Origin of the sequence: Nocardia sp. NPDC050793 (assembly GCF_040654065.1) — a bacterium.
GTDB lineage: Bacteria > Actinomycetota > Actinomycetes > Mycobacteriales > Mycobacteriaceae > Nocardia.
Genome location: NZ_JBFAHG010000005.1, coordinates 382433 through 404856 on the forward strand (window position 1 = coordinate 382433; position 22424 = coordinate 404856).

20 protein-coding genes are annotated in these 22424 nt (G+C 70.0%); 2 read left to right on the forward strand and 18 right to left on the reverse strand.

Annotation, left to right across the window (positions count from 1 at the left end; all coding sequences use genetic code 11):
* Nucleotides 1-13: 13 nt before the first annotated feature.
* Together AB0H50_RS19850 and holA are read right to left on the reverse strand one after the other, a co-directional pair.
* A complete protein-coding gene (locus AB0H50_RS19850; protein ID WP_357454417.1) occupies nucleotides 14-1531 on the reverse strand; it encodes an LCP family protein in 1518 nt (505 codons plus the stop codon).
* A 251-nt stretch (nucleotides 1532-1782) separates the two neighbouring features.
* A complete protein-coding gene (holA, locus tag AB0H50_RS19855) occupies nucleotides 1783-2754 on the reverse strand; it encodes a DNA polymerase III subunit delta (protein WP_357454420.1) in 972 nt (323 codons plus the stop codon).
* Nucleotides 2755-3093: 339 nt separating this feature from the next.
* Between holA and AB0H50_RS19860 the strand changes: the two genes are divergently transcribed.
* Nucleotides 3094-3609: a hypothetical protein gene (locus tag AB0H50_RS19860; RefSeq protein ID WP_357454423.1), complete on the forward strand. Its 516-nt coding sequence runs from the start codon at nucleotides 3094-3096 to the stop codon at nucleotides 3607-3609.
* Here the strand turns inward: AB0H50_RS19860 and AB0H50_RS19865 are convergent.
* The 16 genes from AB0H50_RS19865 to AB0H50_RS19940 form a co-directional block, all read right to left on the reverse strand.
* Entirely contained in the window at nucleotides 3571-6327 is a 2757-nt protein-coding gene (locus tag AB0H50_RS19865) for a ComEC/Rec2 family competence protein (RefSeq protein ID WP_357454425.1), read from the reverse strand. The genes AB0H50_RS19860 and AB0H50_RS19865 overlap by 39 nt on opposite strands.
* Nucleotides 6324-7139, reverse strand: coding sequence for a ComEA family DNA-binding protein (locus AB0H50_RS19870; protein WP_357454428.1), 816 nt, complete (start codon nucleotides 7137-7139; stop codon nucleotides 6324-6326). The genes AB0H50_RS19865 and AB0H50_RS19870 overlap by 4 nt, the downstream gene beginning before the upstream one ends.
* A gap of 1006 nt (nucleotides 7140-8145) precedes the next feature.
* Nucleotides 8146-8352: a hypothetical protein gene (locus AB0H50_RS19875; RefSeq protein ID WP_357454431.1), complete on the reverse strand. Its 207-nt coding sequence runs from the start codon at nucleotides 8350-8352 to the stop codon at nucleotides 8146-8148.
* Nucleotides 8349-9191 carry a DegV family protein gene (locus tag AB0H50_RS19880; protein WP_357454434.1) on the reverse strand — a complete coding sequence of 281 codons (843 nt, stop codon included), beginning with the start codon at nucleotides 9189-9191 and terminating at the stop codon, nucleotides 8349-8351. Before AB0H50_RS19880 ends, AB0H50_RS19875 begins: the two co-directional genes overlap by 4 nt.
* The gene (gene octT, locus AB0H50_RS19885) at nucleotides 9192-9923 is read right to left on the reverse strand and encodes a diglucosylglycerate octanoyltransferase (protein ID WP_357455330.1); all 732 of its coding nucleotides are present in this window, start codon (nucleotides 9921-9923) and stop codon (nucleotides 9192-9194) included.
* Nucleotides 9924-11109: 1186 nt separating this feature from the next.
* Complete coding sequence (locus AB0H50_RS19890; RefSeq protein ID WP_357454437.1) at nucleotides 11110-11769, reverse strand: histidine phosphatase family protein; 660 nt, start codon at nucleotides 11767-11769, stop codon at nucleotides 11110-11112.
* Nucleotides 11766-12170: a ribosome silencing factor gene (rsfS, locus tag AB0H50_RS19895; RefSeq protein WP_357454440.1), complete on the reverse strand. Its 405-nt coding sequence runs from the start codon at nucleotides 12168-12170 to the stop codon at nucleotides 11766-11768. Before rsfS ends, AB0H50_RS19890 begins: the two co-directional genes overlap by 4 nt.
* A 6-nt stretch (nucleotides 12171-12176) precedes the next feature.
* Complete coding sequence (nadD, locus tag AB0H50_RS19900; protein WP_357454443.1) at nucleotides 12177-12818, reverse strand: nicotinate-nucleotide adenylyltransferase; 642 nt, start codon at nucleotides 12816-12818, stop codon at nucleotides 12177-12179.
* 151 nt (nucleotides 12819-12969) lie between these two features.
* Nucleotides 12970-13401 (reverse strand): hypothetical protein, encoded by a 432-nt coding sequence (locus AB0H50_RS19905; protein WP_357454446.1) that lies wholly within the window; start codon nucleotides 13399-13401, stop codon nucleotides 12970-12972.
* Nucleotides 13402-13414: 13 nt separating this feature from the next.
* Nucleotides 13415-15541 (reverse strand): ATP-binding protein, encoded by a 2127-nt coding sequence (locus tag AB0H50_RS19910; RefSeq protein ID WP_357454449.1) that lies wholly within the window; start codon nucleotides 15539-15541, stop codon nucleotides 13415-13417.
* Nucleotides 15542-15705: 164 nt separating this feature from the next.
* Entirely contained in the window at nucleotides 15706-16383 is a 678-nt protein-coding gene (locus tag AB0H50_RS19915) for a hypothetical protein (protein WP_357454452.1), read from the reverse strand.
* Nucleotides 16384-16484: 101 nt separating this feature from the next.
* The gene (locus tag AB0H50_RS19920; RefSeq protein ID WP_357454455.1) at nucleotides 16485-17363 is read right to left on the reverse strand and encodes a hypothetical protein; all 879 of its coding nucleotides are present in this window, start codon (nucleotides 17361-17363) and stop codon (nucleotides 16485-16487) included.
* Between the two features lie 62 nt (nucleotides 17364-17425).
* A complete protein-coding gene (locus tag AB0H50_RS19925; RefSeq protein WP_357454458.1) occupies nucleotides 17426-17764 on the reverse strand; it encodes an MmcQ/YjbR family DNA-binding protein in 339 nt (112 codons plus the stop codon).
* Nucleotide 17765: 1 nt separating this feature from the next.
* Entirely contained in the window at nucleotides 17766-19193 is a 1428-nt protein-coding gene (locus tag AB0H50_RS19930) for a VWA domain-containing protein (protein WP_357454461.1), read from the reverse strand.
* 3 nt (nucleotides 19194-19196) lie between these two features.
* The gene (locus AB0H50_RS19935; RefSeq protein ID WP_357454464.1) at nucleotides 19197-20072 is read right to left on the reverse strand and encodes a MoxR family ATPase; all 876 of its coding nucleotides are present in this window, start codon (nucleotides 20070-20072) and stop codon (nucleotides 19197-19199) included.
* A gap of 61 nt (nucleotides 20073-20133) precedes the next feature.
* Nucleotides 20134-21399, reverse strand: coding sequence for a glutamate-5-semialdehyde dehydrogenase (locus tag AB0H50_RS19940; RefSeq protein WP_357454467.1), 1266 nt, complete (start codon nucleotides 21397-21399; stop codon nucleotides 20134-20136).
* 117 nt (nucleotides 21400-21516) lie between these two features.
* Here AB0H50_RS19940 and AB0H50_RS19945 point away from each other — a divergent pair, with 117 nt between their 5' ends.
* The gene (locus AB0H50_RS19945; RefSeq protein WP_357454470.1) at nucleotides 21517-22395 is read left to right on the forward strand and encodes a ribokinase; all 879 of its coding nucleotides are present in this window, start codon (nucleotides 21517-21519) and stop codon (nucleotides 22393-22395) included.
* Nucleotides 22396-22424 lie beyond the last annotated feature (29 nt).

A 22424-nucleotide genomic window follows, 5' to 3' on the forward strand; every position in this document is an offset into this window, starting at 1 on the left:
TCTGTGAAGACCCTCAGTTCACACAGGGGATCTGGTCGCCGGAGATGGTTGTCTCGACGGGTTTGCCGACGTCGGGCACAGGCAGGGTGGTCGGTGTGTACGAGGTAGTGGCCGATGCGCGGGCGAGGGCAGTGGGCATGGTGAAGTCCGAGCCGATGATGACCCTGAGGCGGTCCGTCGGCACGGTCGCGGACCGGATGGCCGGCAGGCCGCCGAGGGTCTGGGCTAAGCGGGCGGCGTCGGCGTCGTTGCCGGATTCGTAGTACACGGCCGAGGTCGAGCCCTCCGAGGATGTCGCGTAGCCGACCGTGCCCGTCTGGTAGCCGTGCGCGGCGAGGGCGGCGGAAACCCGTGCGGCGTAACCGTCTTCACCGCCGGCGTCGAGCACGTCGACGGTGCTGGACAGCAGCGGCGTTGTTTGCGTCGGCGATGTGGTCGGCGCGGTGACGCCGAACGCGGCGCGCACCTCGCGGCGGATGGCGGCCGGGTCGACGATGTTCACGTCTTGGCCGTTGATCACGTCGTACCGCAGCACCGGCAGCGTACGGAACTCCACGGTGGGTCTGGCTGCGGAACCGACGGTGCGCAGGAAGTCGGTGACGTTCCAGCCGTCGGAGAGCACGATATTGCGGTGCGCGACGTCCATCAGGGCGGAGAGCTTGCCGACGTCGGTGAACGTGCCCGCGTTGCGCAACTCTTTGGCGACCGAGGTGAGGAAGGCCTGCTGGCGGTGGGTGCGGTCCAGGTCGCCGTTCTCCAGGCCGTGGCGCTGGCGGACGAAGGCCAGCGCCTGGGCCGGATCGAGGCGCTGGCGTCCGGCCGGGAAATCGGCGCCGGAATAGTCGAGATCGCGCACCGGCTTGCGCAGGCACACCTCGACGCCGTCGAGCGCCTTGGCCAGATCGTAGAAACCGGCGAGGGTGATCTCGGCGAACCGGTCGATCGGCACGCCCGTCAGATTGCGCACCGCCTGCACGATGGAGGCGCGGCCCGCTTCCCGCCCTGCACGCTCCAGCTTCGTGCGATTGGTCTCGCCTCGCGCTTCCAGTTGTTCCTGCACCAACGCTTTCTTCAGGCCGTACGCCTCCTTGATCTTCATGTGGGTGTAGCCCGGGATGCCGGAGACGGCCACATAGTCGTCGCGCGGGATGGAGACCGCGGTGATCTTCTTCATGTCGGCGGGGATGTGCACCAGGATCAGCGTGTTGGCGTTGTAGCCGCCCTGGTCGCTGTCGCCCGCGTGCAGCTGATCGAGGATCTCCTGCGGAAGGTCGTTGCCGTTCTGGTCTTTTCGTGTATCGAGGCCGATCAGCAGGATGTTCATCGCGCCGTCCAGTGATCGCGGCGCGTCATCGCCGAGCGCGCGGGAACGGCCGAAGCCGCCGTCGAAGCCGTTCTCGGCGGCCCAGCCCACGGCGGCGCCGGCCAGCACGAGCGCCGACAAACCGCCCGCCACCACCTTCGCCACCGTGCGGCCGACGCCGCGGCGCTGTATTGAATCAGTCGCGCCACGGCGCGGTGTCGAATCCATCGCGCCACGGCGCGGTGTCGAATCGGACGCACCGCGGCGCTGTGGTTCATCGGTCGCGCCACGGCGCGGTGGTTCATCGGTCGCGGCGCGGCGCGGGGCGAGCAGCCGACGCACGCCGCGAGACGCCCGACGCCGCCCGATGCGGTCGGAAGCATCGATGCGGGAAGCCCGCGCTCGTCGCTTGTCCATCCCAATCCAGTTTGACACGAATTGGGTAACCGATCATTTGCCGCTTCGGTACTCTTTGGGGTTCATCCCGCGCCGTACAGGTCGAGAATGCTCGCCAGTGCGTGTTCCAGGGCGTAACTGGAGTCCGCCGCGCCACCCTTCACGTCGGCGTTCAAGGTCGCGACGACCTGCATGGCGGTGCCGATGGTGGCCGGCGTCCAGCCGCGCGCCTGCGCCTGCGCCTTCTTCACCTTCCACGGCGGCATGCCCAGCTGCTGGGCCAGTTTGAACGGGTCGCCGCGGCCCGCCGAACCGACCCTTGCGATGGTGTGCACCGAATCGGCGAGCGCGTCGGCCAGCAGCACGTGCGGGACACCGCGATCGTTGGCCCACCGCAGCGCCTCCATCGCGCCGGGCCGGTCGCCCGCGACAGCGAGTTCCGCCACGTCGAACCCGGACACCTCCGCCTTGCCCGAGTAGTACTGCCGCACCGCGGCGACATCGATCTTGCCGCCGGTATCGGCCGCCAATTGCGAACAGGCGGCGGCCAATTCACGCAGATCCGAACCGACCGCCTCCAGCACCACCTGCACGACCTCCGCCGCCACCCGCACCCCCGCGGCTCGGAATTCCCCGCGCACGAACTCCGTCCGCTCGGCCGCCTTGGTCAGCTTGGCGCAGTTGTGCACCACCGCCCCCGACTTCTGCAGCGCGGGTGCGAGCGCCTTGGCCCGCCCGCCACCGGAATGCAGCACAACCAGGACCACGCCGTCCGGCGGATCTCCCGCGGCCTCGGTGATCACCGCGACGGCTTCCTTCCCCGCCTCGGCCGCCGACTCCAGAATGATCACCCGATCCTCGGCGAACAGCGACGGACTCAACAGCTCCGCCAGCTCCGCGGTACTCGCGTCCCCCGCCCGCAGCCGGTCCACAGGAACCGCGTCCCCGTCCGGCGCCACCGCCCTGACCTGCGCGGTGATCCCCGCCACCGCACGTTCGATCAACAGCTCTTCCTCACCGAGGACCAGATGCACCGCCGCAGACCGTTCGCTCACCCGCCCGATCCTACGGTTACCCGCCGACAGGGTTGCTCGCCCGCACCGACGCCCCGGGACCACCTGGGCGGATCCGCGACAGCTTGGGCAAGTATGCGTCGTCGGAGCCGCGGGCCACAACGATCGCTCCGGGACTGCGCCACCTCACGCCGTCGGTATAGACCGGACGCAGGCCGACGGGTGCGGTACGACCGGGCGCAGACCAACCCGGTGCAGACCGACCGGGGCACCAGGGGCGATTCCCACCGCCTGGCCGAGGCGCTGGCCGGCAAGGGAATGACGCTGCTGACCTGATTCTCGATGAAGAGAAACCCGCCAGAGTGACCGAGAATGAGCCTCATGTTCGAACTGAACATTCCGATAGAAGACCTGAGGGTCGACTCCCGCCGACCCCAGCTCTACCTCAACGGCAGAGTCTGGATCACAATCGACGGCTACGACTTTCCTGAGCACGGCTGGTTCGACAGCCCGCTGTCGTTCCTGGGGTCTCTGCGCGCCGCGCTCGGGAACGCCCGCAACGGTGAGGAAGCGGACTTCTACTTCTGGGAAGGAAGCTACTTCGTCAAGCTCGTCCCCATACCGGCTACGCCCGACGCGCGACATGTCGAGCTGTTCGCGGTGGACGACCGCGGCCGTGGTCTCGATGAGGGCGGCAGCGTGGAGACAAGTTGCGTTTGCACACTGAACGACCTGGACGACCAACTGCGGGCCACGCTCGGCCAGCTGTCCCAGTGGGCACACGACCATCAAGAATCAGAACTAATGGAATTCTTGACTCGGATGACCTCGGCACCCGACATGATCGACCTCGGCCGTTCACGTGTTCGAACCGGATCGCGTGGTGAGGATGCGTAGGTCGGACGGACCTCCGGCGACGAGTACATCCCCGTCCTGATCGGTGCGAGCGATCATGGTGCCGAGGCCATGCAATTCGGTGAGGATCTTGGGATGCGGGTGGCCGAAGGTGTTGTCCGCACCGGAGCTGATGATGGCCAGTCGAGGGCGCACGGCGTCGAGGAATTCGCTTGTCGTGGTGCGTGATCCGTGGTGTGGGACCTTCAAGATGTCGGCGCGCAGCGTGGCCGGGTCGCGGAGCAGGCGCAGCTGGGCCGGAGACTCGATGTCACCGGTGAACAGGATTCGACCGGCCGGAGTGGCGGCAGCGATGACCAGGGAGCGGTCGTTCGGTTCGTCGGCGAGGTGCGGACCGCCCGGACCAGGCGCGGCAGGCGCAAGCACGGTCAATTCCACTGCGTCGAAACGAAGTACATGTCCTGCGGCGAGTTCGAGCAGCGGTATTCCGTTGCGTCCCGCGATCTCCGCCACCTGCGCCGCGCCGGTGAGCGGCGTGCGTTCATCGGTGGCGCGTCGTCGCTCAGGTGCGGCGATCTCACCATTGTCCGGCGTGATGGCATCGGTCGCACGGACTGTCGTCGTCCTTCCTGTCGAGCGCACGGTGTGTGCGGTCGACTCGGGATAGGCCGACGCCGCGACACACGCAGCTGGCGATCCGACTTCACCGGTACGGGGGCAACCGAGCTCGGACGGGACGGCGGGAAGACCCGAAGGCACCACTTCGCCGAGCTTCGCAGGGACTGCAGGAAGTCCCGAAGGCATCGCTTCGCCAAGTTTTCCCGGCGTAGCGGAAGCGACCGGAGACATTCCGTCGTCGAGTTCCCCCGGCGCGGTGGCGATGGCGGCGACTGTGCGGCCGTGGAGTGCGCCGGTCAGGCCGCCGATGTGGTCGGCGTGGGGGTGCGTCAGGGCGAGGAGGGCGATGTGGCGGATGTGGAGGCGGTCCAGGCAGGCGCGCATGGGGCGGGGATCGGGGCCGACGTCGATGACGATGGCGGTCCCGGGGCCCGCGGCGAGGGCCAGGCCGTCGCCCTGGCCGATGTCGCAGGCCGCGAGAACCCAATCGGGCGGCGGCCAGCCGGGATGCCAGAGCCGGGCGGGCAGCAGCACGGCGCTCACGGCCAGCACCACGACGGTCGCGAGCCTGCGCACCATGGCGGCACGCAGCGCGCACACCGCCACGATGACGAGGGCGGCAGCGGTCAGGCCGCCGGTCGAACCGGCGGGCACGGTGATCGTCGCGCCGGGAAGCGCCGCGGTGCGTTCGGCGACTTCGAGCAACCACCACAACGGCGGACCCGCGCAACGCAGGACCAGCTCCGCGAGCGGTGACCACACGGATGCGCACGCGGCGGCCAGCGCGCCGACGACGGTGATCGGCGCGATCACCGGTGCGACAAGCACATTCGCCAGGATGGCGACGACGCTGACCCGCCCGGTCAGGGCGACCATGATCGGCACGGTGACCGTGAAGGCCGCGGCAGAGACCGCGACCACCTCGGCGGCCAGCCGCCACCAGCCGCGGGCCCGCAGCCAATCGGCCCACCCGGGCGCGAGCAGGATCAGTCCCGCGGTCGCCAATACCGACAGCGCGAAACCGGCGTTCACCGCGAGCTCCGGCCAGACCAGTAACAGCCCGATCACCGCCGCGCACAACGCGGGCAGCGCCTGTTTACGGCGGCCGGTGACCAGCGCGAGCAGTGTGACCGCCCCCATCGCGGCGGCCCGCAGAACGCTCGGATCAGGCCGGGCCACTACCACGAACATGAGCAGCGCCGCCGCCGCGGCCGTCGCCGCCGCACGGGGACCCACCGAGAGCGCGCGCACGACAAACAAGACGACCGACAGCAGGATCGTGAAGTTCGCGCCGCTCACAACGCAAAGATGTTGCAAGCCCGAGGTTTCGAAGTCTTTGCGGACGGGTTCGGGCAGCCCCGAAGTGTCACCCAGTACCAACGCCGGGATCAGTCCCGCGGCGTTCGAGGGCAACGCTGCGGCCGCAGCACCCGCGAAGTCGTCGCGCACCGACGCGGCAGCCCGCTGCCACCACGGCGGTGCCGCAACGGGCTTCGGAGGCCCCATGGCGTGCAGCGTGGCGACCGTCAGATCACGGTGTTTCGGCGGCTGCGGTTGCGCCCGGAATTCGATCGGTTGCCCGGGCACCAGGTCACCCCACTCCCGCCCCGAGGCAAGGATCACCACCCGGCCGCCGGACCCTACCGTCGCCTCGGCACTGTGATACTCGCGCAGCACGGCCCGGACGATCCAACGCGGTTCGCCGCCGAAACCGCTGGCCCGCATCGGTTTCGGGTCGTCCGTCGGAGTGACGGCAACCCGCATCGAAAGCCCGTAGGCCGCGCGCATCGGATGCGTCGCGACGCGATGCTCCCGCCACGCCGCCGCCATCGCGAAACCCGCCCCGAGCAGCACGGCAGCCAGCACCGTCCACGCCACTGCCCGCCGCCCCTCGGAAAACTCCCCGTTCCCTCGTATCCCCGACACGACCGCCGCCGTTGCTGAAACCCGCTGCACCAATGCCGCCAATCCGGCTGCGCTGACCAGCAATCCGAGTGCCACCGCGATCCCGATCGACCAGCCGGAGATCAGCACCGCAATCGTCGCTCCCCAGCAGCAGAGGGCGGCGGGGAGCAGCCGTGCGTCCACGATCGGCAGGGTGTCGGCTGCTTCCTGTTCCCGCGCATCGAGGGACGGCGTCATACCGTCACCAGATCGCGCAGCCGGGCCAGCCGGGCGGGGCCGATGCCGTCCACTTCGCCGAGTTGTTCGAGGGCGGTGAAGCGGCCGTTCGCCGTGCGCCACGCGACGATTGCGCCCGCGGTGACCGGACCGACGCCGGGCAAGGCATCCAACTCCGCCTCGGTGGCCCTGTTGAGATCGACCTTGCCGGATGGCCTCGAGCTCGGGCGGGAGGCCGCACTCGGGCCGGCGGCGGTGATCGTGGTGCTGCCGGGTTGGGTCGGCCCGGGCTCCGGAGCGGCGGGGCCGACGAGGATCTGGTCACCGTCTTGCACACGCCGGGCGAGGTTGATGCCGGTCAGATCTGCCCCTTGTCGAGGGCCGCCCGCCGCCGCGAGCGCATCCGCCACCCGAGCGCCTTCGGGCAAGCGCACCAATCCGCCGCGCTCGACCAGTCCGACGACACTGACAACCAGCTCGGCGGATCCGGCTGCGGGTATCGCCCCCGTTGTGGCTGGAACCGGCTGCGCCGGAACAGGGTTCGGACGCGAGCCGGGCGGAGTCGCGCTGGTACGCACCGCGGGCAACGGCGGCACCGCGTGCGCCACCGGGCGCTCACGGAAAACCACCACCGTCGCCACGAGCAGGGCGGCCAGCCCGACCATCGCCAACATCAGCACACCGCGGCGGCCGGGATCGATCCGCGCACCGTGAAAGCGCTCCGGGACGACGCGCTCCCACCAGCCCGGACCGCGCGGTGGTTCGTCCAGCCAACGCGGCGTACCGACCTGACCGACGATCTTTTCGTCCTCCGCGACCTCACGGGAATCCACGCCCTGACCGGAATCCGCGGAGCGATTGTCGGGCGCCGCCGATTTCGATGTCGATCGCGTACGGACGCGCCCGGGTGCTGCTACTCGACTTCCGGTACGAGCCCGTGCTCCCTCGGCTCGCGACGCTTCGCCATGTTCAGGGTGATCGGCCGCGCTCGATTCCCCGAACCCGTCCGATTCCCTCGGCGGCAGCCGCTCCAAGTGCCACCGGCCCGAACTGTTCTCAGACCGACTTCGGACGCGCTGCTTCTCCGGATGCGACGCAACGATAGACGCATCCCCTGCCGTTGACGGGCGCGCATTGCCAGCGGAGCCCATCGGCACGTCCTCGTCCGACGCATGCTGCGAGCCCACCCCCATCGCGGCAGATGGCATCTGCCGCATGCTGTCGTCGACACCCACGGGCTCGCACTCGTCCGACGTACGCTGCCAGCCCGCCTCGACCACCGGCGATAGCACCCCGCCACGCACCGAGCCGACACTCGACAGCGGAACACCGACATCCACGAATTCGGTCTCGCCCGCCCCAGAAGACCGACCCGCGAACGCCGAGCCAGGCGACGACGCTCCGACACGCGCCACGTCAACAGCCGCGTCCACGCCGACCGACGGCCGTGCGCTGTCATCGACGCCCACGGGCACATCCGGCGCACGCTGCCAGCCCACCCCCACGATGGCGGACGGTGACACCCCGCCCCGCACCGCACCGACACTCGACAGCCGACCACCGATATCCGCCGACCGGGAGCGACCGCCGGAGGGCACCGCCGGGGACCCAACGCCCCGGCTCGCACCTACCTGGACGGTCAGCGCGCCGAGCCGCCGTCTGATCCGCTCGCGTTCGTCATGTCGTCGCATGCCCAGGACCGTACGCAGCCTGCCGCACCGAACAGACTGTGTGACCAGGCATTTCACTAGACCTGTTGATAACCGAGAACCTGTGGACAACCCCGCCCGCGAAACCCGTCGCGGCGATCAGTGTGGTCGCCGCCAGCGGCACGCGGCATCACTTCAACTGCTTGGCAAAGCAATTCGACAGCGGCGAGCCCTCGTAGGGCGGAAAGATCGGGATGCGGTGGTACCCGCTGCGGACGTAGAACCGCACGGCTTCCGGCTGGAGGTGGCCGGTGTGCAGGATCAGCCGGGGCAGGCCCCCGGGGCGGGCGGCGTCTCCGGCTGCGGTCAGCAGCGCGTCGGCGGCGGCGAACCTCATGCGCAGCCACCCGGCACCACCAGCACGCCGACCGCGCCGAGGCCCAGGTGCACGCCGAGGACCGGCCCGAATTCCGCGACGATGAGTTCGCGGATCCCCGGAATCAGTTCGCGCAGTTGCCTGGTCACGGTTTCGGCCGCCTCGGCCGCCTCGAGGTGCTGCACCGCCACCGCCGCGCCGTCTTCCCCGGCGGCGTCCACCGCGGCGGCCACGAGCTTGGCCAACGCCTTGGAACGGGTGCGGGCCTTCTCGCGCAATTCGAGACGGCCCTCCACGATCTGCAGCAGCGGCTTGGTGACCAGCTCGCTGCCGAAGAACGCCGCCGCACTGCTCAGCCGACCGCCCCTGCGCAGTTGCTCGGTCCGGTTGACCAGGAAAAAGGTGCGGGCCCGGCTGGCGGTCGCGACCGCAGTGTCGTAGACGATGTCCAGCGGCGCACCGGCTTGCGCCCGCCGCGCGGCCGCCAGGGTCGGGAGTCCGGTGGCCAGACCCGCGCCGAGGGAATCGACGAGCCGCACCCGGTCGGCAGCGTCCATGTCGCGCACGGCCTGCCTGCCGGCCTCCCAGGTGCCGGACAGTTGACGCGAAAGATGCACCGCGACAACGCCGTCTCCCCCGCTACGCGCCAGCGCCCGCTCGTAGACCTCGCGCAGCTCGCCCGGCGACGCCGCCGAGGTGGTCACGGTGTCGGCGGCGTAGTCGATGTCGATCGGTTCGACGCCCTCGCGGATGGCGCGGTCGCCGACCAGGACGTGCAGCGGTACGACGGCGATATCCAGCTCGGCGACGTGTTCGGCAGGGAGGCTGGCGGACGAATCGGTGACGACCACGACAGCCAACTACCGAACCTCCTGCAAGGTCTTGACCATCGCGTTGGCGACCGCGGTGTGCCCGGCCCAACCCCAGTGGATGCCGTCCGGGTTGGCGTCACCGGAGAAGATGTTCTCCCGCACCGCTTCACCGAGATCCACCAGCGGCACCTTGCTGCGCTCCGACCATGCCTGCAACGCCTTCACCGCGCGCGGCCGTCCAGAGTGCACCCGTCCGTACGCCTCGCAGTTGTGCACCGAGGGCAGCACTGCGACGAACGGCAGATCCGGGCGCAGCTGCGTCAGCGCCTCGCGGGACTGCTCCAGGTAGTCGACGCTCACCCTCGGCGGCAACGCCACCGGACGACCCAGCTTCGACAGCTTGGGCTGGAGCCAGTTGTAGACCGAGCGAACGAGCCTGCGCAGGCCCGGCGGACGCACATAGCGGATCAGCTCGCGCAGCGCGGTCGGCAGCGGCGACGGCAGGGTGTCCATGCCGCCGACGGCGAAGACCACCGCCCCCGCCTTCGGCACGGCGGCCCACACCCGAGGGTCGCCGATCAGCGCCCAGTACCCGTCGCGGCAGGTCCAGCCGATCCGGCCGACCAGTTCCACATCCCAGTCGAGTTCGGCGCCCACGAGATTCGGCCAGATCCGCGGATCGTCGGCGGGCAGGCCGCCCTTCGGACCGAAGTAGGCGAGTGAGTCGGCGACCACCAAGAGGACCGGACGCTTGGCCGGATCTTCCTCGAGCGCGGGCACGACCTCGCCGACGGTCGCAGGGCTCGCGCCTTCGCCCGGGTGCTCGGCGAGAAGCTCTTCACTCGAGTGCTCGGCGGGAATCTCGGGCGCGGCCGAAAGTGGTGCGGCGGAGGGAATCAGCGCCGAAACGGAGGCAGACGCGGCTACCGAATCGGATGCCGATGCCGATGCGGTAGTGGAGGCGGCCGATGCGGCCGTCACTCCGGGAACCGACGCAGGGTCCACCGACTCGGGTTCACCGGTCGGCACGGAGGCCGCATTGTCGCCGCTCTCGGGCGTCGAAGGCGATGGGTCGGCCTCTCCGGCAGCCTCTTCCGCCGAACGTTCGATAGATTCGGATGCCGCACCGTTCGAGTCGTCCTCGGCCCCATCGGATCGCAACTCACCGACGACAGCCTCGCCGCCCTCGCGCACGGCTCCGGCTCCGGCTCCGGCTCCGGCTCCGGCTCCGGAATCATTATCCGAAACCGACGCTTCACTAACCGGAATCGATGCTTCGACCACGTCGCCCGCATCCGTAACACTTGCCCGATCGGAACCATCGCCAGATCCGGCGACGCTCGGTCCAGCCGCGCCACCGGCTTGCGCCGTCGTCTCAACCGCTGCCTGCCCACGCGAGGCCGGCTCTTGGGACGCCGCGTCGACCGTCCGGCCCGCCAGTTCGCCACCCCCGGAACTGTTTCCGGCGGCACCCGGCTCGCCATCAGCCACCGCAGCACTATCGGCCACCGCAACACCATCAGCCACCGCGACGCCGTCGGCCACCGCAACACCATCAGCCACCGCGAGACCGTCAGCCACCACAACACCATCGGCTACGACACTCGGGTCACCACCCACCCCATCGGCATCCGACTCGTCCGCGACCTCACCATCCGAACCGCCAGACCCGTCACCGACGCCAACACCGGACGGGGAATTCGCCCCCGCCCCCGCCGAATCAGCGTCCCGCTGCGGCGGCGGTCCGCCGAACAACGCATCCGGCAGATGCCGTTCCGGCTTCGCCGTCACCTGCTTGAACAATTCGTCCGGCACCGTCCGGACGGGTTCTTCGCCCTTCGCGGTCTTCTTCCCCGACGGCGCGGGCTCGGCGGCGGGGCCGCCGAACAACGCATCGGGAAGCTGGCGTTCCGGCCGGGCGGTCACCTGCTGGAACAGTTCGTCCGGCACCGATCTGATCGGCTCTTCAGAGGACATCGGGAGCTACCTTTGCCGCTGCGTTCCACACATCGAGGCGCCACCCGGGCTGTTCGATGCCTGGACCGTGGCTGCTCAGTTGCACCCAGCTGGTATTGGCCAGTCCACCGAGGATCGGCCAGTTCTGTGGCGGCAGGTCGAGCAGCGCAGCCGTCAGGGCGGCGATCAGCCCGCCGTGCGCCACCAGGATGATAGTCCGGCCCGGCCAATCCTGTCGCTCGCTGAACAGTTCCTGGACGACGGGAAGAGCGCGCGCGCCCACTTCGAGCTTGCTTTCGCCGTTGGGCGGCCGGTACGTCGCGTCCAGTCGCCAGGCGACGCGCGCGCCGGGATAGTCGGCGTCCACCTCGAGGTGGGTCAGCCCCTCCCAGTCGCCGAGGTGGGTCTCCCGCAGGCGCGGGTCGCGCACGACGGGCACCGTGGTGTGCTCCCCCAGCGCGAGCGCGGTGTCGTAGGCGCGCTTCAGATCGGAGGAGACGATCGCGATGGCGTTGCGTGAGACCAGCTCGCGCGCCGCCTCTTTGGCTTGTCTGCGGCCGAGATCGGTGAGATCGGTATCGATCTGGCCCTGCATCCGATCCGCGGCATTCCATTCGGTCTGCCCGTGCCGCAACAGGATCAGGGTACGCACACCGGCATACTTGCTCACTCGGCGCCGTTTCGCTCGTCGCCCTCCGCGGCTCGCGGATCGCCGACGCCTGCCACCGGAACCACCGGGCAGTCCTTCCACAGCCGTTCCAGCGCATAGAAATTGCGCTCGTCGTTGTGCTGGATGTGCACGACGACGTCGACGTAGTCCAGCAGCGCCCAGCGGCCCTCGCGGGTGCCCTCCCTGCGGACCGGCTTGTGACCGGCCTGCCGCAGCCGTTCCTCCACGTTGTCGACGATCGCGTTCACCTGGCGCTCGTTCGGCGCGGACGCGATCACGAAGCAGTCGGTGATCACCAACTGCTCGGAGACGTCGAGCACGACCACGTCGGCAGCCAGCTTCTCGTCCGCCGCCCGCGCGGCGACCTGCGCCATCTCGACCGCCTCGACAGATGCGCTCATGCCTCTTCAGCTACCTTCCGCTGCTCCGGGCACGTAGAGGTGCCGCTTCGATATGTACTGGACCACGCCGTCGGGGACGAGGTACCACACCGGCCGATTCTCGGCGGCGCGTCGCCTGCACTCACTCGACGAGATGGCCAGGGCCGGGACCTCGATCATCGTCACCGCATCGGCCGGAAGATCACGCAGATGTTCCTGGAGATGATCGGCGTTCAGCTCGTAGCCCGGACGGCTCACCCCGACGAACTTCGCCAGTTCGAACAGTTCCGCCCAATCCTGCCACGACAGGATGTTGGCCAGTGCGTCCGCTCCCGTGATGAAGTACAGCTCGGCGTCCGGATACTGGGCGTGCATCTCGCGCAGGGTGTCCACGGTGTAGGTGACCTTGCCGCGATCGATGTCGGCCCTGCTCACCGAGAACCGCGGGTTGGACGCCGTCGCGATGACGGTCATCAGGTACCTGTCCTCGGCCGGACTGACCTTCTTGTGTGCTTTCTGCCACGGCTGTCCGGTGGGGACGAAGATCACTTCGTCCAGGTCGAACCGGTTGGCGACTTCGCTGGCGGCGACCAGATGCCCGTGGTGGATCGGGTCGAAGGTGCCGCCCATCACCCCCAGCTTGCGTCCGGTCCGGCCTATCTCGTGCATGAGTGCCGAGCTTAACGCTCCGCCGCGAACCGCCGCCCGGACGCCCGGTCCTGGGACGAACGTCTGGTTCGGCGGAGCCTGGCCGGTCCCGGGGCGGAAGACCGCCGGCGACCGAGTCGGTCGCCGATGATTACGATACGGCCGGGGCGGATCAGGCCCCGTCCGTCGAGCCGAAACGGCGCACGAACTCGCCCGCGAGTCCCCCGCCCGCCGCGGCGACCAGCGCGCCGACGGCCGGATGGACGATCAGCCCGGTCACCGCGCCCGCGAGCTCGGGCAGCCGCCGCGCGAACCAGTTGCGGACGTACTCCATGGTGGACAGGTCCGGCTCGGCGGCGGTCACCGCCTCCTCCAGCTCGTCGACGCGCTCGGCCGCCTGCTCACGCAGCGGGCCTTCGGCGGGCAGCTGCGCGCGCAGCCGCTCGAACTCGGCGCGCAAGGCGGTGAGATCGGCGCCGACGTTCTGGGTGGAGTCACCGCCCGCCTCCACTCGGTTGACGGTGTTGTGGTGCCCGACGGCGATCTGCCCCGACACGTTGCCGCCGACGTTCAGGTGGTGGCCGGCTCCGAATGCTTCGGTCACTGGTGTTGTCCTCTCAGTTGGTGGGTATGGGCGGGACGGGGGTATCGGGTGAGCTGGATGACGGCGGAAGAGTCACCGTCGACGAGGGCGGAAGAGTCACCGTCGACGACGGTGGGATGGTCACCGTTGGCGACGGCGGGATGGTGGTCGGCGAAGTGCTTCCGGTCGGTTCGCGCACCGCGGTGCCGCGCAGTTCGAAGGTGATGGCCGAACCGCCCGAGTCGGACGGGATGACCAGCTTGGCGGCGTAGTCGCCGGGTTCGGTGGGGCTGAAGGTGAAGTCGTACACGCACTCCCCGGCCTGGGCGGGCGGACAGGGGTTGGGCGTCGCCTGGAACACCTTGTCGCCGGAGAGGGCGGCGGCTCCCTCGTTGTCGCACGACAACCAGAGAAAACTGCCCGGCCGCGTCACGGGCGCACCGCCCACCACCGCCTCGAAGGTGACCAGATAGGTCGCCGGACTGCAGTCGGTGGCCCCCGGCCCCGGATCCGTCCGCTTCGTCGCGGGCGGCAGTGGCGGGGGTTTGGCCGGACCGCTCGTCTCCTCCGGTGTGGCGGCCGGAAGCAGCGTGGTCGTCGCGGAGGGCAGCACCGTCGTCACCGGCCCCTGACCGACCGCGGGCGGAGCATCGCCGGAGGTGAGGCGAACCCCGGTGACCGTCGCGGCCATCGCCAGCACCGCGACCACGGTACCGGTCGCCATGGGATGACCGAGCGCGACCGAACGCAGCGCGCTCTGCATCGTCTGCGATCCGGCTTGCTGCGCCGCGACGACCGTGGCGCCCGCCCCGACGCCGACGGTCAGCCCGACCGCCATGCCGAGTGCCTGCTCGCGCACGCGGCTCTCCCTGGTGAAGTACGCGAGATCGGCGGCGTGGCCGACCTGGGTCGCCGCCTGCAGGCCTGCGGCGAGCACCTCTTTCCAGCATCCCCAGCGCAGCGACCTGCCGAGGGCCGGCGCAACGGCCCTGGCGAGTTCGCGCACCGAATCGTGCCGTCCGCGAACCATGCCCGCCCGCAATACCCGGACGACCACGACGTCGAGCTCGACTATCTCCGCGGCCGTGGCTGTTTGGACGGCCCAATCCCGCAGCGGGGCAACGAAATCAGCGGGGTCGGGCAGCGGACCTTGCCAGTCGGCGGTGAGCGCGGTCGGGCTCCCGGTCAGGCGATAACCCGTGGCGGTCGGCTCCGCGAGGTGAATGCGTTCCAGCGCCGCCAGTGCGCCCGCCGCATCCGGCCTGCGCAGCAAAACTCCGAGCAGCGCGGGCTGCACCGGTACACCGGCTAGCGCGCACAGCACGCCGAGCGCGTCGCGCACGTATCCCGCGAGTCCGGCGATCATCGCGCGTTGCAGTAGTCCGGGGTCGGCGAAGAGTTCGCCCGCGCCCGAGTGCGCGACCCACGCGGCGGCCCGCACCAAGGCGAGCGGGTGCCCGCGCGCCGCACGGCACAACCGCAGCGCCGCGTCCGAGTGGCCGAGACCGCGGCCGACCAGGCGCGTGAGCAGCGCCATCGCCTGCGGCTCCGGCAGGCCCTGCAATTCCAGCGAACGTCCTTGCCCCCACAGCGTTCTCGTCGCCGTCGCGACGATCAGATCACCCCCGGGCACGAGGTCGAGCACGCTGTCCAGATCGGCGGCGGAACCACCGAAATCATCGATCACGACGAGCGCGCGGATGGATCCCATCAACCGCCGCAGCACCGTCGGCTCCGGCCGGTAGTCGGCGGCGTCGTAGCAGGCCTGGAACAGCGATTGGATCAAGTCCTCGACTGCGAGTCCGGCCGCCGAAAGATAGACAACGGGATGCCCGCCGCGGGCGCGGTCCGCCGCGAACCGGCGAAGCACCGTCGATTTCCCGACACCCGGCGGACCCGAAATCTCCACCGGCACACCCCGATCGAGCGATTCGGCGACGAACCGCAATTCGCGCAGCCTGCCGATCATGTCGGTGCTCGCCCGCGGAATCGGCACCCCCACCGGCCGCGTCCGCCGCCGCACGTCGGGCGGCGGTCCGTCGCGGACGAAAACCTGTGATCCCTGCGCGTTGATCACGACGTTGTGCTCGCCGACGACAACTTGGCCCGCGACGCTCCCGCCGACAGTGACGCGGTGCAACCTGTTGTCTTCCCCATCCATGCGAATTCTCCCCGGCGACGTCAGCCGAGCGTCAGAGTAATCGATGGATTACCGTCGGGCGCAGCCATTTTCGCGATGTGAAAGCCTCGGATATTCGTTCGGATAATCAGTCAATTCTCCGCATACCGGAGAAATGCCAGGAGCGATCGGTGCGAAGAAATAGCTCAGCCGCCGACCACCGCACGCATTCCCGGCGCGAGGACCGCGTCCAGCTGGTACCACGGGACGGTGACCACGATGTCGCCGGTGGGGTCCTCGGCCGGGGCGCCGAAGTGGATCTGCATGCCCGCCGGGGTCGCCAGCCACACGCGGTAGTTGTGCTCAGCGGGCTCGAGCGCGCTGGCCGGAAGGCCGGATTGCGGCGGGAGGAGGTCGGCGGCCCGGGCTGCGAGGGTGTCAAGGCCACGGTGGGGATCGGTGAACAGGTCGGCGAGGGTGAGGGTGCGGCCGGTTCGCACGTCGGTCACGTGACTGGTGCGCAGCACGACGGTCGCGCCGCCGGTGTCGACCGAGACCGACAGCAGCCCGCCGAGCACCCGCGGCCCGAGAGAGGTGACCTGGCCGGGGCCCGGCGCGAGGGTGGTTCGCGCGTCCACTTGGTCGATCCAGAAGCGCGCCGCCGCATGCATTCCCGCGTTGAACGCCGCTGCGGCGGGATCGCCGCCCACGACCTGCGGGACGTCGAGGACGTATCCGGGTCCGGTGACGAGCTCCGAGACCCCGGCGTGCGCCACGACGCTCGGCGGGCCCGCCACGACGTCCGGCTCGATGGCGGCCGCACGGGCGGTGAGCAGCCCGGCCATCGCTACCACGATGGCAGCGGCGGCGGCGTAGATCTTCATTCCGGTCTCCGAATTCGCGACGCACCGAGACGTTCTCGATGTCTGCCGCTACCGTCCGGCACGCCGCCAAAGAACCGCTGAGCATCCGCTGAAGAACGCCGTCAGCGCTCCCGCATGTCCGCGAGCTGGTTGCGCGTGTATTCGAGTTCGAGAGTCACCTGGGCCGAGGGTTCACGCTGCGCCAGCGCCTCGAGTTCGGCGAGCACCTCACCGAGCGCGGCGATCCCGTCCTCCCGTTCGGACTCCGAGTCCGCGGACCAGTACCGCAGCCAGGCCGCCGAACGCAGGCAGCGCGAGCGCGGGCCGATGCGGCCGAGCTCGCCCCACAGCTGGGCGGCGCGCAAGTACGCGGGCCGCGCTCGGTCCTCCGCGCCGCCCGCGTCCAACGCGGAGGCGGCCGACCAGAGCAGCTCGGCCTGGAGTTCGAGGCGCGCGGGATCCGTGCGGATCAGCTGTGCGCCCTCGAGGAACTGCTCGCCTGCTTCGCGATACTTGCCGGTGAGGCGCAGCGACTTGCCGAATTGTCCGCGCAGCACCGCCATTTCGGCTGCGGGATAAGGCGCGGCGCCCGCCGCGAGTGGTGGCTCGAAGAGCTCGACGGCCTCGGCGTGCCGCCTCGCCCGGTGCAGTGCGCGCGCGGCGACCAAGGTCAGATGCACCGCGTCCGCGTCGGACACTCCGCCCCAGCGCGCGGCGGCGTGCAGGGCCGTCTCCGCCAGTTCCAGCTCCCGGCCAGGACGGCCCGCCAGCACCATGACCAGCTGCGAATGCCACCGCGCGAGCGTTTCGGCGGGCAACGCGCCCGCGCCGAGCGCCAGCGCCTTCCGCAGATACTCCTCCGCCTCGCCGGGGGCGTCGAGCAGCCGAGCCGCGGCCAGCCCGGCCAACCGCTCGGCATCCTCGCCCCGTTGATCCCCTTCCCCGTCGCCGGTCTGCCCGACGCACCCCGCCTCGACGCCTTCCGGCGCTCCGTTCCCCATGCGGGGGATGGTGATCGGGGTCGCCAAAGAAACGCTTAACGAATCCTGAACGTCGCCCGGAACTACTTGGGGCGCTTGGACTTCGGCAGCTTGCTCACGATCGCGTCGTAGGACTGATCGACGAGCTCGCGCAGCTCGTCGGGCGGGACCGCACCGTCGACCCGGATGCTGTTCCACCCGTAGCGGCCGATGTAAGCCGACGCGGTGACGTCGTCCGGGTAGATGTGCACGAGTTCGTCGGCCTCCTCCCGGGTTCGGCCACATTTGAGGCCGACCGATTCGCCGCCGAGGAACGCGAAGATCTTGTCGCCGACCTTCGCGACTACGTCGCCCTCCCACGGCTCGTCCTGCCACGCGCCCGGCTTGGCGAGGCAGTAAGCCAGCAGCTGCGCGCCGTCCATCTCAGATCGGCAGGAGCCGGGAGACCACGTCGGTCAGCTGTCTGGCCGAACGGCATTCGTGCATCTCGATCACCTCGCGGTAGCGGTCGGCGGCGGAATCGCCTGAGCCCCACTGGGTTCGCGGCTCCGGGTTGAGCCAGTGCGCGTGCTTGGCGACCCCGACCAGCGAGCGCAGCGTATCCAGCTGCGGGTCACGGTAATTCGTGCGGGCGTCGCCGAGAATCAGCAGCGAGCTACGGCTGGTGACGGCGTCGGGGAAGTCCCGGGCGAACGCGGTCAGCGCGCCGCCGTAGTCGGAATGCCCGTCGAAGCCGACGACGTCGGACTCGGTGAAGATCTTCGTCATCGACTCGTCGAGCTGGGTGTTCGGGTCGAAGAACCGGGTCACCTCGTCGGTGTTGTCGACGAACGCGAAAATCCGCACCCGCGAGAACTGTTCGCGCAACGCGCTCACCAACAGCAGGGTGAAGTTGCTGAAACCGGCGACGGATCCGGAGACGTCGCACAGCAGCACCAATTCCGGCCGCCCCGGATGCGGCTTGCGGTTCACCAAGTCGATCGGCACACCGCCGGTCGACATGGACTTGCGCAGGGTGCGCCGCAGATCGATCTCGCCGCGGCGAGCGTGCTTGCGCCGCACGGCAAGACGCGAGGCCAGGATTCTGGCCAACCGTTGGGTGCTGCGCCGCAGCTCGGCCAGCTCCCGTTCGGAGGCGCGCAGGAAGTCCACGTCCTCGGCCTGCCGCGCGACGCCGTAACTGGCGACCCGCTCGCGGCCGATGCGTTCGGCGACCCGCCTGCGGGTCTCGGCCTCCACGGCGGTGCGGAAGCCCGCGATGCGCTGCCGCGCCGCCCTGCGGGCGACCTCGGCGTCGAACGCGCTGGTGTCGGGCCCGACCGCCAGCCCGGCCAGGATCTTGGCGAGCAACGTCTGCGGCTGAACCTCCTTGAGCGCCTGGTAGGCCGAGAACGACGGACCGCGCGCGGACTGATACTGGCCGAGTTGTTCGACCAGCTGTCCCACCAACTGGTCGAGCTGCCGCCCTGGGTCGTCCATCGCGAGCAGTTCGGCCAGCAGTTCGCGCAGGGCCGGAATGTCCACCTCACCGGCGGGCGTGCGCGGAATCGCCACCTCGTCCGCGGCGGTGCCGCGCTGCCCCACCGCGACCGGGAACCACAGGTCGAACAGCCCGTCGAAGGTGGCACGGTGGGTAGTGCGGCGCAGCAGCGCGCAGGCCAAGCCCTCGCGCAGCACCTCGCGGTCCAGCAGATCCAGCACCGTCATCACCCGGCCCGCGTCAACGGTCTCCGAGGGACCGACCGGAATACCGCGCGCCCGCAGCGCCTCGACGAAGCCGACGAGATGACCCGGCAGCCCGTGCGGGGCGTCCAGCGACACCGTCTCCGCCGGGCCCGATCCCGTGACCATGGTTCAGGCCAGCTTCAGCTCGGCCAGCGCGCGCTGGTGATCGCTCCGATGCTTGAGCACCACGCCGAGGGTGGCGCGCACGGTGGAGTCGTCCAGGTCCTTCAGACCGAGCGCGAGCAGGGTGCGGCCCCAGTCGATGGATTCGGCGACCGAGGGCAGCTTCTTCAACTGCATGCCGCGCAGCACGTGCACGATGCGCACCAGCTGGGCGGACACCGCGGCGGACAGCTCGGGCACCCGGCTGGCCAGGATGCGGCGCTCCAGTTCTTCGTCCGGGAAGTCCAGGTGCAGGTACAGGCAGCGGCGCTTGAGCGCCTCCGACAGCTCCCTGGTGGCGTTGGAGGTCAGCACCACGAACGGCCTGCGGCTGGCGGTGATGGTGCCCAGTTCCGGCACGGTGACGGCGAAATCGCTCAGCACCTCCAGCAGCAGGCCCTCGATCTCGACGTCGGCCTTGTCGGTCTCGTCGATCAGCAGCACCGTCGGGTCGGCTCGGCGGATCGCGGTGAGCAGCGGACGGGAGAGCAGGAACTCCTCGGTGAAGACGTCGGCCTTCGTTTCCTGCCAATCGTTTTCGCTGGAGGCCTGGATGCGCAGGATCTGCTTGGCGTGGTTCCACTCGTACAGCGCGCGGGCCTCGTCGACGCCCTCGTAGCACTGCAAGCGCACCAGCTCCGCGCCCGCGGTCTGCGCGACGGCGCGGGCCAGCTCGGTCTTGCCGACACCGGCCGGGCCCTCGATGAGCAGCGGCTTGCCCAGCCGGTCGGCGAGGAACACCGAGGTGGCGGTGGCCTTGTCGGCCAGATAGCCGGTGGTGGCGAGCCGCTCGATCACATCATCGACCGAGGTGAAGATCGGCTCTTGCGGTGCATCGGCCACTGGTCAGTCCTTCCTTCGAAAAGCAGGAGGCGGTTGCCTCCGAAAAGCCCGCGGCGGCAGACTACGCCGGGCGGATCTGCCCGTCGCCCCACACGATCCACTTGGTGGACGTGAGCTCCGGCAGTGCCATCGGGCCGCGCGCGTGCAACTTCTGGGTCGAGATGCCGATCTCGGCGCCGAAGCCGAACTGCTCGCCGTCGGTGAACGCGGTGGACGCGTTGACCATCACCGCCGCGGCGTCGACCCGACTGGTGAACTCCCGCGCCGCCGCGAGCTCGCCGGTGACGATGGCCTCGGTGTGGCCGGTGCCCCAGGTGTTGATGTGCTCGACGGCGGCGTCGAGATCGTCGACGATCTCGAGCGCGATGTCCAGGGTGAGGTACTCCTCGCCCCAATCGGCGTCGGTGGCGGGCACCTGGCCGGGCAGGTTGCCGTGGATGGTGACGCCGTGCCGCTCCAGGGCCGCGGTGAGCTTGGGCAGCGCGATGTCGGCGATTGCCTTGTCGATGAGGACCGTCTCGGCCGCGTTGCAGACGCTCGGACGGCGGGTCTTGGCGTTGATCAGGATCTGCTCGGCCATCTCCAGATCGGCGGCCGCGTGCACGTAGACGTGGCAGTTGCCGGTGCCGGTCTCGATGGTCGGCACGGTGGCGTCGCGCACCACCGCGTTGATCAGGCCCGCGCCGCCTCGTGGGATCACCACGTCGACCAGGCCGCGCGCCTGGATCAGGTGGGTGACGCTGGAGCGGTCGTGGCTGGGCAGCAGTTGCACGGCGTCGGCCGGGATGCCCTGTGCCGTCAGCGCTTTGCGCAGGACGTCGACCAGGGCGGCGTTGGACTCGGCGGCTGAGGAGGAGCCGCGAAGCAGTGCGGCGTTGCCCGACTTCAGCGCCAGACCGAAGGCGTCGACCGTGACGTTCGGCCGCGCCTCGTAGACCATGCCGACCACGCCGAGCGGCACCCGCACCTGGCGGACCTCGAGCCCGTTGGGCAACGTCGAGCCGCGCACCACGTCGCCGACCGGGTCCGGAAGACCCGCGACCTGACGCAATCCGGACGCGATGCCGTCGATGCGCGCTTCGGTGAGCCGCAGCCGATCCAGCAGCGAGGCCTCGGTGCCTGCGGCCTCGGCCGTCGCGATGTCCTTGTCGTTGGCCGCGAGCACGGTGTCGGCCGCGGCGAGCAGCGCGTCCGCCGCGGCGTGCAGCGCCTCGTTCTTCTGCGCGGTGGTCAGCTGCGCCAGCGCCCTGGACGCGACGCGGGCCTTTCGCGCGGCGTCGTGTACCGCCTCGCGGACATCCAGCTCGGTCGTCGTTCCTGCCGTCATGGCTAACAGCCTACGCACCGGGTCGGCGGCGCTTTCCACCTGCACGAGCGGCCCGGCGCGCGGCCGGGGGGTTCGGATGCGTGCGGGCGGGGCGACCGCGGACTACGGTCCCGGGGTATGACCGCTGACGTCCCCGTGATCGCCGTGCTCGGCAGCATCAACATGGATCTCGTCACCACCACCCGGCGGCGGCCCGCACCGGGGGAGACAGTGCTCGGCAGCGGGTTCACCATGGTGCCCGGCGGCAAAGGCTCGAATCAGGCGATCGCGGCGCGACGGGCGGGCGGCGCGGTGGCTTTCCTCGGCGCGGTCGGATCCGACGTGTTCGCGGGTGACCTGCGCCGGGTGCTCACCGAATCGGGCGTCGGCGCCGACCGGCTGCGCACGCTGCCCGGTCCGAGCGGGATCGCCGCCATCGTGGTGGACAGCACGGGCGAGAACAGCATCATCGTGGTCGGCGGGGCGAACGCGGCGCTGACCGAGCTGACCGCCGACGATCTCGCGCTGATCGGCGCATCCGATGTCCTGCTGTGCCAGTTGGAGATTCCGATCCCGACCGTCGCCGCCGCGGCCAGGCACGCGCGCGCGAAAGGCACCGTCGTGATGCTCAATCCTTCCCCTGCGCAACGTCTTCCGTCCGACATGTGGGACGACGTCGATGTGGCCGTGGTGAATTCGGGCGAGGCGGCCCAGCTCGGTGGCGCGCTGCACGCCGTCCGGCACCTGGTCGTCACCCGGGGAGCGGCCGGGGCGACCTATCGCGGACCGGACGGTTCGGAACTGTCGGTTCCCGGCGTCCCGGTGGACGTCGTCGACACCACCGGAGCGGGCGACGCCTTCACCGGCGCGCTTGCCGCCGCCTGGCCTCGCGGACCGCGCGCCGCGCTCGAATGGGCGTGTGCCGCAGGCGCTCTCGCAACCACCCAGCTCGGCGCCAGCAGTGCTATTCCGGACCGGGAGCGCATCGAGGCCCTGCTGCGCGAGCGCGCGAACTAGCCGGACGTCCCCGCCTTTCCCGGCCCGCC

Bases quoted from the DNA above. Each gene is read 5' to 3' on its own strand.
- AB0H50_RS19850 (WP_357454417.1), bottom strand. From the start codon at position 1,531: ATGGATTCGACACCGCGCCGTGGCGCGACTGATTCAATACAGCGCCGC.
- AB0H50_RS19860 (WP_357454423.1), top strand. From the start codon at position 3,094: ATGTTCGAACTGAACATTCCGATAGAAGACCTGAGGGTCGACTCCCGC.
- AB0H50_RS19865 (WP_357454425.1), bottom strand. From the start codon at position 6,327: ATGACGCCGTCCCTCGATGCGCGGGAACAGGAAGCAGCCGACACCCTG.
- AB0H50_RS19875 (WP_357454431.1), bottom strand. From the start codon at position 8,352: ATGAGGTTCGCCGCCGCCGACGCGCTGCTGACCGCAGCCGGAGACGCC.
- rsfS (WP_357454440.1), bottom strand. From the start codon at position 12,170: ATGAGCGCATCTGTCGAGGCGGTCGAGATGGCGCAGGTCGCCGCGCGG.
- nadD (WP_357454443.1), bottom strand. From the start codon at position 12,818: ATGCACGAGATAGGCCGGACCGGACGCAAGCTGGGGGTGATGGGCGGC.
- AB0H50_RS19910 (WP_357454449.1), bottom strand. From the start codon at position 15,541: ATGGATGGGGAAGACAACAGGTTGCACCGCGTCACTGTCGGCGGGAGC.
- AB0H50_RS19915 (WP_357454452.1), bottom strand. From the start codon at position 16,383: ATGAAGATCTACGCCGCCGCCGCTGCCATCGTGGTAGCGATGGCCGGG.
- AB0H50_RS19920 (WP_357454455.1), bottom strand. From the start codon at position 17,363: ATGGGGAACGGAGCGCCGGAAGGCGTCGAGGCGGGGTGCGTCGGGCAG.
- AB0H50_RS19925 (WP_357454458.1), bottom strand. From the start codon at position 17,764: ATGGACGGCGCGCAGCTGCTGGCTTACTGCCTCGCCAAGCCGGGCGCG.
- AB0H50_RS19930 (WP_357454461.1), bottom strand. From the start codon at position 19,193: ATGGTCACGGGATCGGGCCCGGCGGAGACGGTGTCGCTGGACGCCCCG.
- AB0H50_RS19940 (WP_357454467.1), bottom strand. From the start codon at position 21,399: ATGACGGCAGGAACGACGACCGAGCTGGATGTCCGCGAGGCGGTACAC.
- AB0H50_RS19945 (WP_357454470.1), top strand. From the start codon at position 21,517: ATGACCGCTGACGTCCCCGTGATCGCCGTGCTCGGCAGCATCAACATG.